Genomic DNA, 14,195 nt, shown 5'->3' with positions numbered 1-14,195 from the left:
GGGCGGAGCGACATCGGTCCGTGGTCGAGTCTAGTGACCGGCTCAGACACTCGTGAGCCGCTGTGTCAATCCGAGTCGGTCTCCGCCGGATCCACCACGATGGCGAGGGCGATCCCGTCCCACCCTTTGCGATCGAGGGTCTGCAGCGCCGTGGCGTCGAAGCGGGGATCGGAACCGAGCATGAGGATGCCGCGGCGAGCGCCCCGAACCTTGGCATCGACCGTGTCGGCGTCGGCGACGTCGCCCCCGCGCACGACGTTGTCGAGCACGACGACCGTTCCCGACCGCCCGAGACGTGCGGCCCAGTCGAGGTACAGCTCGTTCGACTCCTTGTCGGCGTCGATGAAGACGAGGTCGAAGGGCTCCCGGCCCTGCAGCGTCGGCAGAACGTCGGCACCGCGACCCACGAGGACCTCGACCCGGTCCGCGACGCCGGTTCGTTCGAGGTTGCGCTGCGCGATCTCGGCGTTCGCCTGCTCGGCCTCGATCGTCACGACCCGCCCCTGCGCCCCCACGGCCCGCGCGAACCAGAGCGTGGAGTATCCGCCCAGCGTGCCGATCTCGAGCACGCGGCGTGCACCGGCGATGCGTGTGAGCAGATGCAGGAACTTCGCGTTCACGGGGGCGACCTCGATCGCCGGCAATCCCGCGTCGTGCTGGGCCGCGAGAACGGACTCTCCCGCGGGGTCCGCCCCGACCAGGGTCTCGGTCAGGAAGGCGTCGACGTCTTCGGGGGTGGGCACTCCCCCAGCCTGACGGCGTGAGAGGAGTCGGTCAACGCTCTCCGCGCAGATGCGCGCGGGTCATCTCGTCGTATTCCTCGTCGGAGAGGTCGTCGAAGCCCTTCGCTTCCACACGGTCGCTGCGCATCCACCGGATCATGAGGATGACGAGGATCGGCACGTCGGCGAACTCGGCGATGAACCAGATCATGTCGCCCGCGAGGTGCTGGTCGTGCAGCAGTGACGGCCACCACGACACCGATCGCGCGGCATCCGGAACCAGATCCAGCACGTTGTCATTGAGCCGGAGGAGAAGCCCGGGGACGGAGTCGATGAGCAGCTCGACGAACGCGAGCAGGAATTCGATCGCGATGAACGTGCCCGTGTGGACGGCGCCGAGAGCCATCATCGGCAGCACCATCGCGAGCCCGACGAGGGGCACGACGATCCCGAGCGACGCCTCCACGACGGGATTCACGCGCAGGATGCCGGCGAGCGGCGTCAAGAACAGGCAGAACACCGCGGCGATCACGACCGTGGCGACCATGGCGTTGCCGAAGACCCGCGTCAGGCGCGAGGCGAGGAAGCGCTCCCGGAGGCGCGACGGGACGAGATCGAGCGGGCGCCCGGCGGCGATGCCTGCGGGGATCGCGAAGATGAGCAGGGCGACGCGCGTCGAGAACGCCCAGCGCAGCTCCGACGAGTAGACGCCGAGGAACCCGAGCTCGATCACCGCGTAGGGCAGCAATCCGAGAGCGAAGAAACCGACCGTGCGCAGCACCGGCCACGGCTGCCCGCGACGGCGAACGCGCCGAACCCCGAGGAGATAGGCCGAGGATGCGACGAAGAGCACGCCGAGCGTGATCGGATCGGCGCGCCAGGTGCTGAGGAAGACTTCGATGGGAGGCGTGGAAGAACGGTAGATCCGAGAGCTATGCGTCTGCCGGGGATTGGGGCGGGCCGAACTCCGGAGACTCCGCCGCGCGCGGCGCCTCGGCGGCCGGGCGCGCACGCGGGGGCCGCGCGTCCGATGCGCGACTCAGGAGTTCGGCACGCCCCGGGCAGGTCAGCCGCGGCCGGCGTCCTCCGGCGCCCGGGCCTGCTCGAGTGCTGCCAGCACGGCGGGTAGCAGCGACTCCGCCGTTCGGCGGTACCCGAGGGCGCTGGGGTGGAAGCGGTCGACGCTGAACATCTCGTCGGGGCGCTCCGCGAACACCGGCCCCACTGCGCGCGCGAGCCCGACCACCCGGCCGCCCGCACGGTGAACGGCGGTCGCTTGGGCCGCGGCCAGCTGCCGAGACGACCGGGCGGCGAGCGCGCGCAGCGGCTGCGGGATCGCGCGCAGGGTGCCGAGGTCGGGGCACGTGCCGACCACGACGGGCACGCCGCGGGCGCGCAGGTCGCGCACGACGTGTTCGAGCTGCCCCGCCGAACGGGATGCCGGGATCCGGTGCGTCACGTCGTTGCCGCCCACGACGATGACGGCGGCATCCGGCCGATACTCCGGGGGGAGCGAGGCCACCTGTGCAGCGAGGGCCGAGGTCTCCGATCCGACCACCGCGGCGGTGCGAAGGCGCACCGGTCGCCCTGCCTCTCGAGCGATGCCCTTGGCGAGCCGCGCCCCGAGCGTGTCGCGCCGGTGGCCCGCGCCGAGCCCCGCGGCGATCGAGTCACCGAGCACGAGCAGCTCGACCGGCTCGCCCGGGTGCTTCTTCCGTCGCCACACCCGGTCGGCATCGAGCGCCTGCTCGCCGAGGGGCTTGCCGATGCGGCGACGGGCGATCGCGGCCTGTCGGGTGATGAGGGTGCGCAGTCCCACCGCCCCCGCTCCGGCGAGCGCCACCACGGACGCCGCGGTCAGGGTCACCGGTCGACGCGCGCGCATCCTCCGATGACACCCGCCCGTGGTGAACGCCGGGTGGCCGGGCCGTGACGCTCGGACGACGGCGGCTTCCTGGCATCGACCCGAACGGTGCCGTCGAGCTAGAGCGACGCGCGGCGCCCCCGCGCGCGCAGCGCCATGGCGAGAACGAGCACCGCCACGGCGAGCACGATGTCGAGGGCGAGTCCCGCGAGCAGCTCCGTTCGGCCCCCGACACCGGTGAGGGTGACGACACCGCCGATGACGATGACACCGAACGACAGGGCGAGCTGCTGGGCGGTACTGAACATGCCGCCCGACAGGCCGGCGGCCTCGACCGGAACCTCGCGGACCACGAGCTGGGTCAACGGCGAGAAGATGAGCGCCTGACCCGCTCCGAGCAGCACCAGAGCGGGCTGCAGCCACAGACCGATGTCGTTCCCCCACGCGAAGACGAGGGTCGCGGCCATCCCCGCGAGCGCGACGATCTGCACCGAAACGCCGAGGACGAGCGTCGAGTCACCGAGCCGAGCCTGGATGCGCGCGACGGCGAGTGAGACGCCCGCGAACACCACGGCGAAGGGCAGCAACGCCATCCCGGCCTCGAGCGAGCTCAGTCCCCCCGCTTCGACGGCTCGCGGGAAGACGTACAGCAGCGCCGAGTACCCCGCGAAAAAGAGACCCGCGGCGAGGAGGCCCAACTGCAGGGGACGCAGCCTCAGCACGCTCGGCGGCAGCAGCGGCACCCGTCCGGATCGCTCGATCGCGTTCTGGTGCTTCCACATCGCCACGAGGGACACGGCCGCGATCACCAGGGCCACCGCCACCGGCCACGACCAGTTCCAGACCGGCCCGAAGGTCAGGGCGACGGAGGCGGCGAGGATGCCGAGTCCCAGCGCCGCCGTGCCGACCAGGTCGATCGCGACGACCTCGTGCGCGCGAGAGCGCGGCGCCAGGGGGGCGAGGGCGATCGCGGCGACGGCGATAAGGGCGACGACCACGAACACGGCACGCCACCCCTCGACCGGACCGAAGGAGAGCGCCGCCAGGGCACCGCCCGCGACCTGACCGACGGCTGCGCCGATCCCTCCGCTCGCCCCGAACGCGGCGATCGCGCGCGTGCGGGCGGCGCCCTGCGAGGTCGCCTGGATCGTCGCGAGCACCTGCGGCGTGCACAGCGCTGCGCCGACACCCTGCACCACCCGGGCGGCGATCAGCGTCTCGATGGAGGGCGCGAGAGCGCACGCGACCGCGGAGACGAGGAACAGAGCCATCCCCACCACGAACAGCCGGTGCCGACCGAAGCGGTCACCGAGCCTCCCGCCCAGGATGAGCAGGACGGCGAAGGGGATGCCGTATCCCGCGATCACGAGTTCGAGGGCGACATCCCCGGCGCCGAACCGCTCGCGCAGGGTCGGCAGGATCACCGTCACCGCGTTGAAGGCGAACGTCCCCACGCCGGGGCCGAGCAGGAAGCCGAGATAACGCCAGGTGGGTACCTCGACGACCGTTCCCGGGCGGATCGGCACGGGGGCGGTCCCCGAGGCGGGGTGTGCGGAAGTCGTCATGGTGCCAGCATCGAGATCGATCCATCCTGGTACCAGGAGTGCGCTCATCCTGGTACTGCCAGCACTCCCCTGCGGCGGGCGGGAGGTCGCACGCCCGTCCTATGATCGCCGGAGAGGGAGGGATGCCGTGACTCGATCCGACGATGTCCGCGCCGAATTCGCGGGGTTCCTGCGGAGTCGGCGAGCGCGCCTGCGTCCCGCCGACGTCGGGCTGCCCGAGGGAACACGGCGCCGCGTCGCGGGCCTTCGCCGCGAAGAAGTCGCCCAACTCGCCGGAGTCGGCCTCACCTGGTACACCTGGCTCGAACAGGGTCGCCCGATCGCGGCGTCCGCCCAGGTCGTCGCAGCCATCGCCCGCGCGCTCCGCCTGAGCGACGACGAGCGCGATCACCTGTTCGCCCTCGCCGACCTCCCCGTGCCAGACCGCGAGGCGCGGCACTGCGTCGGTGCGACCCACCTCGACCTGCTCGAGAAGCTCCTGCCCTACCCCGCGGCCGTGCAAACCGCGCGTTTCGACATCCGCGCATACAACCGCGCCTATCGGTACCTCTTCGACGACCTCGACGACATGCCGGCCGAGCGACACAATTGCGCCGTGCTGCTCTTCACCGACTCCGAGTGGCAGCGCTCGCACGTCGACCTCGACCACGCTCAGCGGCGGATCGCGGCGCGCCTCCGCGCCGCCTACGGCCGCCACCACGAAGAGCCCTCGTGGCAGCGCTTCATCGCCGAGCTCGAAGAAGAGTCCCCGCGCTTCGCCGAGCTCTGGCGTCTGGGCGACGTCGGGGGCGAGCGCAATGCCAACAAGCACCTCCTGCATGCCCGCGTCGGCGAACTGCACCTGGAGATGTCGAGCCTGTGGATCGACGACGGACTCGGCTCTCGCGTCGTGTGGTTCTCTCCGCGGGATGCCGAGACCGCGGCGCGCCTGGAACGCCTCGCCGCCGAGAGCCCGACGGAGGCGTTGATCAGCGCGGTGGCCTGACGCCGGCCCGCGAGACCCGGAGCGCTCAGCGGCGTCGGGGTCACGGCATCCGTCGACCTCCCGCTCTCACGAAAGCGGCTTGATCTCCAGCGTCTCGGGCGTCGTATCGACGTTCACGGTCGCGAACGACGCGTAACCGTCGGCGGTGGAGCGCTCGAGCAGGGCCTTCATGTTCTTCGGCCGCTGCTCGACGCGTACGCGCGCTCCCCCGCCGATCAGGGCCGTCTTGAGCGACAGCAGTTGGGCGATCGGCACATCGCGGTCGTGCACGAGGACTACGGAGCGCTCGCCTTCGCTGCCGGTCTCGGGCAGCAGGTCGACGATGCGCTCGAAGCCGATCGAGAAGCCGACAGCCGGCACCTGCTGGCCTAGGAAGCGGCCGATCATGCCGTCGTAGCGTCCACCGCCGCCCAGCGAGTAGTCGACGCTCGGGTGGGCGAGCTCGAAGATCGTGCCGGTGTAGTAGCCCATGCCCCGCACCAGGAAGGGGTCGAAGACGAGCGGCACCTCTCCACCGCGTGCCGCGGCGACGGTGTCGCCGAGGTCGACGAGGTGAGCGACGATCTCGTCGGGGATGCCGTCGGGCAACGTGGCGCGGATGCCTGCCTCATCGAACGACGGGACCGACGCGGGACGGTCGAGGTACGCCGCGAAGGCGTCCACGGCGGACGCGTTCACGCCGCGTCCGCGGAGCTCGGCGACGACTCCCGAGGGACCCACCTTGTCGAGCTTGTCGATCGTGATGAGAACGCCCGGTCGCTGGTCCGGCGCGAAGCCGAACACGTCCAGCATCGCGTCGAGAGCGCGACGATCGTTGACGCGGATCGATCCGCCCACGAGCCCGAGCGCGTCGAGCACGTCGAGGCTCGCGATCATGAGCTCGGCTTCGGCCCGCGCCGACGCGTCGCCGATGATGTCGATGTCGCACTGCATGAACTGGCGGTAACGCCCCTTCTGGGGCCGCTCGGCGCGCCACACCGGTGCGATCTGAACCGACCGGAACACCGTCGGCAGCTGCGCGCGGTGGGTTGCGTAGAACCGGGCGAGCGGGACCGTGAGGTCGTAGCGCAAGCCGAGATCGGCGAGCGCCGCTTGGTCATCGGCGGCGGCGCGGATGCCGTCGGCATCCATCCCCCGCTTGAGGATGCTGAACGAGAGCTTCTCGTTGTCCCCGCCGAGGCCGGCGTGAAGGCGGTCGTAATCCTCCATGACCGGGGTCTCGATCTCGTCGAAACCGTGCGCGCGGTAACGCTCGCGGATGACGGCGAGCACGCGCTCGCGGCGGGCCTTGTCTGCGGGGAGGAAGTCGCGCATGCCGCGCGGCGGGTTCACGGATGCCACGAGTCCATTGTTCCAGGGTCGGGGCGATGCTCCGCGCGGCCCTGTTCCGCGGCGGCGCGGCCGGGGGTGGCCGAGACGCAGGCGACAGCCACTCACCGCCCGCGAATCACTTACCCCGACGCGGCCTCGCCGCGTCCCTCGGCCGCGCGCACCTCGGCGCGCAGCGTCCGCAGACGCTCCCGCAGCGCGCGTTCGGCGTCCCAGCCTCGGGCGCGAGCAAGCTGCACGAGAGTCAACAGAGCGTCGCCCAATTCGGCCTCGCTCACGGGGTCCGCCAGACGATGCGGCGGCGCCTGCGCCCCCACCTGCGCCGCCTTCCCCACCAGCTTCTGCGCCAGGGCCAGGGCGGGCATGTGGTCGCTGACCCCGTCGAGCACACTGGTGCGTGTGCTCTTCTCGGCCGCCTTGGCCGCGTTCCAGTGCACGAGGACTTCCTCGGGTGTGGATGCCACGGCATCCGCGAACACGTGCGGATGCCGCCGCACCATCTTCTCGGTGAGTCCCCGAGCCACGTCGTCGATGTCGAAGGGGTCGCGCGCGTGTCCCGCGGCGATCTCCGCGTGGAACAGCACCTGCCACAACAGGTCGCCGAGTTCCTCGCGCAGGTCGGCGCGCGTGCCGGACTCCACCGCGTCGATGACCTCCGCGCTCTCCTCGACCAGGTACGGCACGAGGTCGCGGTGGTCGATCGTCTGGGTCCAGGCGCAGCGTTCGCGCACCGCGCGCATGGTCTCGGCTGCCTCCCGCAGGGCGTCGTCGCTCACGGTTCCTCCCTCCGCGGGCCGGACGGCACCGCTCGCCACGAGTATCCCCCGGGAGGACGCTCACGGGGCCGCCCCCCCGGCATCTGCCATGCGGTCATCTGCTCCGCCCGCTTCTCGCCGAGCGAACGCCCCCGGCCGTCGATGCGCGACCCGTCGCCCGGACGCACTTCCTCCCCGTACCGCCCCTCGGTGCGTCGTTGAAGCCGGAGATTTCCGGATGCCACGCCCCCGTCGCCTCGATTGCTGCGGTCATGACGCCACGCGACCGGAGAAACTCCGGAGTTCGGCGCGCGAAACCGACGCATGCCGTTACACGTGAATCGGTGCACGCTCGACGCCGATAATCTGGGGCGTGTGCGTGAACTGACCCCGACCGAGGCCATCGACCTCGTGGGCCGCTTCGAAGCGGGCCAGGAGCTCCCCGAGCAGATGCGCGCCGACGTGCGCCTGCTCGGATCGCTCCTCGGCCGCGTCCTTCAGGAGAGCGGCTCCCCCGGACTGTACGACGACGTCGAGCGCTTGCGCTCGGCGACGATCCAGGCCTACACCGACGAGACGCCCGAGGCGTTCGAACGCGCCGCCGCGATCGCCGACGGTTTCTCGATCGAGCGAGCCGACGAAGTGGCGCGGGCGTTCACGGCCTACTTCCACCTCGTCAACCTCGTCGAAGAGCACCAGCGCGTACGCGTGCTGAGAGAGCGCGGCGATCAACCGTCGCGCAGCGGCGTTCCCGACACCATCGCGAGCGCCTTCGAGCGTCTCGCGACCGAGGTGGGCCAAGAGACCGCGCTCGCGCGTCTCCAGGCCCTCCGCTTCCACCCGGTCTTCACCGCCCACCCCACCGAGGCCCGCCGTCGCGCCATCTCGACCAGCATCCGGCGCCTCTCGGAGCTGCTCTCGGAGCACGACGACGCCTCCGAGGGAGGAACCGAGAGCCGTCGCACGGAACGCCGGATGCTCGAAGAGATCGACACGCTGTGGCGCACCGCTCCTCTGCGGCGCGAGAAGCCCTCGCCCGTCGACGAGGTCCGCTCGGTCATGTCGGTCTTCGACGAGACCCTGTACACCGCCGTGCCCCGTGTGTACCGCCGCATCGACGACATCCTGCAGGGCGAGAACGCCGGATCCCGCGCCCCGATCGTGAAGCCGTTCGTGCGCGTCGGCTCCTGGGTCGGCGGCGACCGCGACGGCAACCCCTTCGTCACGGCATCCGTCACCCGCAAAGCCGCGGCGATCGCGAGCGAGCACGTCCTGCTCGGGCTCGAACGCACCACTCAGCGTGTGGGCCGAGGTCTGACGCTGGATGCCGAGAGCACCCCGCCCAGCGATGCTCTGATCGCTCTCTGGCACCGTCTACGCGCCGCCGACGAGGACGCCGCGGCCGAGATCGCCGAGCGCTCGCCCGACGAGCCGCACCGCCGGATCCTGCTGCTGCTCGCACGCAAGATCGCCGCGACGCGCACGCGCAACGCCGACCTGGCCTACCGCGACCCCGAGCACCTGCTCACGGACCTGCGCCTGGTGCAGGACTCGTTGGTCGCCGCTGGCGCCGCCCGTCAGGCGTACGGGTCCCTCCAGCGTCTCGTCTGGCAGGTCGAGACGTACGGCTTCCACCTCACCGAGCTCGAGGTGCGCCAGCACTCCGCCGTGCACCGTAAGGTGCTCCAGGAACTCCGATCCGGCGGCGCGCGGAGCGAGCAGACCGACGAGGTGCTCGAGGTCTTCCGCTCGATCGCATACGTCCAGGAGCGATTCGGCCCCCGCGCCGCCGGTCGCTACATCGTCTCGTTCACCCAGTCGGCCGAAGACCTGGCGAATGTGCACGAGCTGGCCACCTACGCGGTGGGCCCCGGCGAAGCCCTCCCCGTTCTCGACGTGATCCCGCTGTTCGAGACGTTCGCCGACCTGCAGGCGGCCCCCGGCATCCTTGCCGAGATCGTTTCGCACCCCTCGTTCGTCAGCCGACTGGATGCCACCGGCAGACGCCTCGAGGTCATGCTGGGGTACTCCGACTCCTCGAAGGACGTCGGCCCCGTCGCAGCCAACCTCGCTCTGTACGAGGCGCAGGCCGAGATCTCGACGTGGGCTGAGGCGGAGGGCATCGAATTGACGCTCTTCCACGGTCGCGGTGGTGCTCTGGGCCGTGGTGGCGGACCGGCGAACTCCGCCATCCTCGCGCAACCCCCGCACTCCGTCGACGGCCGGTTCAAGCTCACCGAGCAGGGCGAGGTCATCTTCGCCCGTTACGGCGACGCCGATATCGCGATGCGTCACATCGACCAGGTGGCGGCTGCCGTGCTGACCGCATCCTCTCCCTCCATCGAACGACGCAATCGCGGCGCGGCAGAAGCATTCGCGGATGTGGCGAGCACGATGGACGTCGCCTCACGCGAGCGTTTCTTCGCCCTGGTGAAGGCGCCCGGCTTCGCGCCGTGGTTCGCCACCGTCACGCCGATGGAGGAGCTCGGACATCTCGCCCTCGGATCTCGCCCCGCCCGCCGCGGTCTGTCGGTCGAGTCCCTCGAGGACCTCCGCGCCATCCCGTGGGTGTTCTCGTGGACGCAGGCGCGCATCAACCTCGCCGGCTGGTTCGGTCTCGGCACCGCGCTCCAGGCCGTCGGCGACGAAGAACGTCTCCGTGACGCGTACGAGCAGTGGCCGTTGTTCCGCACGATGATCGACAACGTGGCGATGAGCCTCGCGAAGGCCGACGAGCGCATCGCTCGCCGTTACCTCGCTCTCGGCGATCGAGACGATCTCGCCCAGCTCGTCATGGACGAGATGCTTCTGACGCGGTCGTGGGTCGAGCGCATCACCGGCGGCGATCTGCTGAGCAACAAGCCGATCCTCCAGCGCGCGGTGAAGATGCGCAGCCCCTACGTCGACGCCCTCTCGCTGCTTCAGCTGCGAGCTCTGCGCGCCCTCCGCGACGCGGACGCCGACAACCCGACTCCGGATGCGGAACATCAGCGCCTCCTGCTCCTCTCGGTGAGCGGAGTCGCGGCCGGTCTACAGAACACCGGCTGAGACACGATCCCTCGCAGAACGCGCCGGCTCCCGGGAGGGGAGCCGGCGCGTTCTGCGTTGACGAGGCGATTCCTCGAGCTGCTTCACCGGTCCGAACCCGTCGGCGGAGCACGACGCGAACGACCTCGCGTGTGCCTCGATCGAACGCACCCGCGGCGCGGAGGATGAGTAGAGAATGCCTACGAGACGAGGGCCGGGGCATGGGCCAGCCCCGTCACCGTGGATGGCACGCAACCACAGGTAGCGAGCACGCGGCAGGCTCACATGCGGTGGGTGTGGTGATGCGTCGGTGGGTGCTTCCCTACGGAAGAACGCGCCGACGCGGTACCGCACCGAAAGTGCCCGTAAATGCGAAATGGCCACCCAACGTTGGGTGGCCATTTCGACTGAAAAGAAGTCCGGCGGTGTCCTACTCTCCCACAGGGTCCCCCCTGCAGTACCATCGGCGCTGAGAGGCTTAGCTTCCGGGTTCGGAATGTAACCGGGCGTTTCCCTCTCGCTATGGCCGCCGAAACACTATTGATGTTTCACAAACCAACAACGACATGATCATTGTTGAGTTCCCGACCGTACATCGAGAACCACTCAGTGGACGCAAGCACCAAAAACAGGTGTGTTATCAAGTCATCGGCTTATTAGTACCGGTCAGCTTCACGTATTACTACGCTTCCACATCCGGCCTATCAACCCAGTAGTCTGGCTGGGAGCCTCTCACCATAAAGGTATGGAAGTCTCATCTTGAGGCCGGCTTCCCGCTTAGATGCTTTCAGCGGTTATCCATCCCGAACGTAGCTAATCAGCGGTGCTCCTGGCGGAACAACTGACACACCAGAGGTTCGTCCAACCCGGTCCTCTCGTACTAGGGTCAGATCCTCTCAAACTTCTTACGCGCGCAGCGGATAGGGACCGAACTGTCTCACGACGTTCTAAACCCAGCTCGCGTACCGCTTTAATGGGCGAACAGCCCAACCCTTGGGACCTACTCCAGCCCCAGGATGCGACGAGCCGACATCGAGGTGCCAAACCATGCCGTCGATATGGACTCTTGGGCAAGATCAGCCTGTTATCCCCGAGGTACCTTTTATCCGTTGAGCGACAGCGCTTCCACAAGCCACTGCCGGATCACTAGTCCCGACTTTCGTCCCTGCTCGACCTGTCAGTCTCACAGTCAAGCTCCCTTGTGCACTTACACTCGCCACCTGATTGCCAACCAGGTTGAGGGAACCTTTGGGCGCCTCCGTTACATTTTGGGAGGCAACCGCCCCAGTTAAACTACCCACCAGGCACTGTCCCTGAACCGGATCACGGTCCTAAGTTAGATATCCAGAGTGACCAGAGTGGTATTTCAACAATGACTCCACACTCACTGGCGTGAATGCTTCACCGTCTCCCACCTATCCTACACAAGCCACACCGAACACCAATACCAAGCTGTAGTAAAGGTCACGGGGTCTTTCCGTCCTGCTGCGCGTAACGAGCATCTTTACTCGTAATGCAATTTCGCCGAGTTCGCGGTTGAGACAGTTGGGAAGTCGTTACGCCATTCGTGCAGGTCGGAACTTACCCGACAAGGAATTTCGCTACCTTAGGATGGTTATAGTTACCACCGCCGTTTACTGGGGCTTAAATTCTCAGCTTCGCCTTACGGCTAACCGGTCCTCTTAACCTTCCAGCACCGGGCAGGCGTCAGTCCGTATACATCGTCTTGCGACTTGGCACGGACCTGTGTTTTTAGTAAACAGTCGCTACCCACTAGTCTCTGCGGCCACCACACCCTTTCGGAGCAAGTCCTAATAAGTGGATGGCCCCCCTTCTCCCGAAGTTACGGGGGCATTTTGCCGAGTTCCTTAACCACGATTCTCTCGATCTCCTTGGTATTCTCTACCTGACCACCTGAGTCGGTTTGGGGTACGGGCGGCTAGAACCTCGCGTCGATGCTTTTCTTGGCAGCATAGGATCACCCACTTTTTATCCGCATCGTGTCTCAGCCTCATGACTCCCGGATTTGCCTAAGAGTCGGCCTACGCACTTGCACCAGGACTACCATCGCCTGGCTTGGGCTACCTTCCTGCGTCACACCTGTTAATACGCTAGCCGCACCAGCATGGGGTCGAGCGTTCACACACACCCGCCTCACCCCGAAGGGATCCGCTAAAGCGTGAGCTAGGACTCTTAGCACCACTGGATTGACTGGGGCGGTTCTTCGCCGGTACGGGAATATCAACCCGTTGTCCATCGACTACGCCTGTCGGCCTCGCCTTAGGTCCCGACTTACCCAGGGAAGATTAGCTTGACCCTGGAACCCTTGGTCTTTCGGAGGACGTGTTTCTCACACGTCTTTCGCTACTCATGCCTGCATTCTCACTCGTGTAGCGTCCACGGCTGGGTCACCCCGCCGCTTCACTCGCCACACGACGCTCTCCTACCCATCAACACGGCTGGACCACGAAGGCCTACCAAAAATGTCAATGCCACAACTTCGGTGGCGTGCTTGAGCCCCGTTACATTGTCGGCGCGGAATCACTTGACCAGTGAGCTATTACGCACTCTTTCAAGGGTGGCTGCTTCTAAGCCAACCTCCTGGTTGTCAAAGCAACTCCACATCCTTTCCCACTTAGCACGCGCTTAGGGACCTTAGTTGGTGGTCTGGGTTGTTTCCCTCTCGACTATGAAGCTTATCCCCCACAGTCTCACTGCTGCGCTCTCACTTACCGGCATTCGGAGTTTGGCTGACGTCAGTAACCTTGTAGGGCCCATCGGCCATCCAGTAGCTCTACCTCCGGCAAGAAACACGCAACGCTGCACCTAAATGCATTTCGGAGAGAACCAGCTATCACGAAGTTTGATTGGCCTTTCACCCCTATCCACAGCTCATCCCCTCAGTTTTCAACCTAAGTGGGTTCGGTCCTCCACGACGTCTTACCGTCGCTTCAACCTGGCCATGGATAGATCACTTCGCTTCGGGTCTAGGACACGCGACTGAATCGCCCTATTCAGACTCGCTTTCGCTACGGCTACCCCACTCGGGTTAACCTCGCCACGTATCGCTAACTCGCAGGCTCATTCTTCAAAAGGCACGCTGTCACCCCTACTAAGGAGGCTCCAACGGTTTGTAAGCAAACGGTTTCAGGTACTATTTCACTCCCCTCCCGGGGTACTTTTCACCTTTCCCTCACGGTACTTGTCCGCTATCGGTCATCTGGGAGTATTTAGGCTTATCAGGTGGTCCTGACAGATTCACACGGGATTTCTCGGGCCCCGTGCTACTTGGGATACTTCTCACGCCAAGAACAGGCATTTCGACTACGGGGTTCGCACCCTCTATGACCGGCCATTCAAAACCGTTCGTCTATACCCTCTTGTCACGTCGATCATTCGGCAGAACAATCAGAAAAGTCCCGCAACCCCCAACATGCAACGCCTGCCGGCTATCACACACGCTAGGTTTAGCCTCTTCCGGTTTCGCTCGCCACTACTTACGGAATCGCTTTTGCTTTCTCTTCCTGTGGGTACTGAGATGTTTCACTTCCCCACGTTCCCTCTACCCGCCCTATATATTCAGGCGGGAGTCACCAGGTACGCACGCGCCCTGGCGGGGTTTCCCCATTCGGACATCCTCGGATCAAAACTCGCTTATCAGTTCCCCGAGGCTTATCGCAGATTGCTACGTCCTTCTTCGGCTCCAGATGCCAAGGCATCCACCGTTTGCTCTTAAAGACTTGAAATCACATGAGTTGAATCGTCAAAAAATTGACTAATGATCTTTAAGATCATCTTCACGACACAACCAAAAAGTCATGTCGAAGATGCTCGCGTCCACTGTGTAGTTCTCAAAGTACGGGCGGTACCCACCCCACACGCCACAACCGTGACAGCAGGGAAGGCCCACGAGGAACAGCCACCAACCACACCAGCCTTCCGACTAGC

8 protein-coding genes and 2 rRNA genes are annotated in these 14,195 nt (G+C 66.5%); 2 read left to right on the top strand and 8 right to left on the bottom strand.

Annotation, left to right across the window (positions count from 1 at the left end; translation table 11 throughout):
- Window positions 1-65: 65 nt before the first annotated feature.
- The 4 genes from OVA17_RS12290 to OVA17_RS12275 all read right to left on the bottom strand — a co-directional run bounded on the left by OVA17_RS12290 (window position 66) and on the right by OVA17_RS12275 (window position 4,151).
- Entirely contained in the window at window positions 66-743 is a 678-nt protein-coding gene (locus tag OVA17_RS12290; protein WP_267786826.1) for an O-methyltransferase, read from the bottom strand.
- Window positions 744-774: 31 nt separating this feature from the next.
- A complete protein-coding gene (locus OVA17_RS12285; protein ID WP_267786825.1) occupies window positions 775-1,575 on the bottom strand; it encodes a cytochrome c oxidase assembly protein in 801 nt (266 codons plus the stop codon).
- A 213-nt stretch (window positions 1,576-1,788) separates the two neighbouring features.
- Entirely contained in the window at window positions 1,789-2,607 is an 819-nt protein-coding gene (locus OVA17_RS12280; protein ID WP_267786824.1) for an SGNH/GDSL hydrolase family protein, read from the bottom strand.
- 98 nt (window positions 2,608-2,705) lie between these two features.
- The gene (locus OVA17_RS12275; RefSeq protein WP_267786823.1) at window positions 2,706-4,151 is read right to left on the bottom strand and encodes an MFS transporter; all 1,446 of its coding nucleotides are present in this window, start codon (window positions 4,149-4,151) and stop codon (window positions 2,706-2,708) included.
- A 127-nt stretch (window positions 4,152-4,278) separates the two neighbouring features.
- On the opposite strand from OVA17_RS12275, the gene OVA17_RS12270 reads away from it, so the two are divergent.
- Window positions 4,279-5,136, top strand: a complete 858-nt coding sequence (locus OVA17_RS12270) for a helix-turn-helix transcriptional regulator (protein ID WP_267786821.1) — start codon at window positions 4,279-4,281, stop codon at window positions 5,134-5,136.
- A 66-nt stretch (window positions 5,137-5,202) separates the two neighbouring features.
- Here OVA17_RS12270 and hisS read toward each other — a convergent pair whose 3' ends face one another.
- The gene (hisS, locus tag OVA17_RS12265) at window positions 5,203-6,450 is read right to left on the bottom strand and encodes a histidine--tRNA ligase (protein ID WP_267789393.1); all 1,248 of its coding nucleotides are present in this window, start codon (window positions 6,448-6,450) and stop codon (window positions 5,203-5,205) included.
- A gap of 137 nt (window positions 6,451-6,587) precedes the next feature.
- Complete coding sequence (locus tag OVA17_RS12260; RefSeq protein WP_267789392.1) at window positions 6,588-7,205, bottom strand: MazG family protein; 618 nt, start codon at window positions 7,203-7,205, stop codon at window positions 6,588-6,590.
- Window positions 7,206-7,595: 390 nt separating this feature from the next.
- Here OVA17_RS12260 and OVA17_RS12255 point away from each other — a divergent pair, with 390 nt between their 5' ends.
- Complete coding sequence (locus OVA17_RS12255) at window positions 7,596-10,268, top strand: phosphoenolpyruvate carboxylase (protein ID WP_267786820.1); 2,673 nt, start codon at window positions 7,596-7,598, stop codon at window positions 10,266-10,268.
- A 396-nt stretch (window positions 10,269-10,664) separates the two neighbouring features.
- Here the strand turns inward: OVA17_RS12255 and rrf are convergent.
- Together rrf and OVA17_RS12245 are read right to left on the bottom strand one after the other, a co-directional pair.
- Window positions 10,665-10,781 (bottom strand): 5S ribosomal RNA (rrf, locus tag OVA17_RS12250).
- Between the two features lie 102 nt (window positions 10,782-10,883).
- Window positions 10,884-13,993: ribosomal RNA gene (locus OVA17_RS12245) — 23S ribosomal RNA — on the bottom strand.
- Window positions 13,994-14,195 lie beyond the last annotated feature (202 nt).

It is taken from the genome of Microbacterium sp. SL75 (genome assembly GCF_026625865.1).
In the GTDB taxonomy this organism is placed as follows: domain Bacteria; phylum Actinomycetota; class Actinomycetes; order Actinomycetales; family Microbacteriaceae; genus Microbacterium.
The sequence above is the reverse complement of the archived record's forward strand: the minus strand, read 5'-3'. Positions and strand labels throughout refer to the sequence as shown.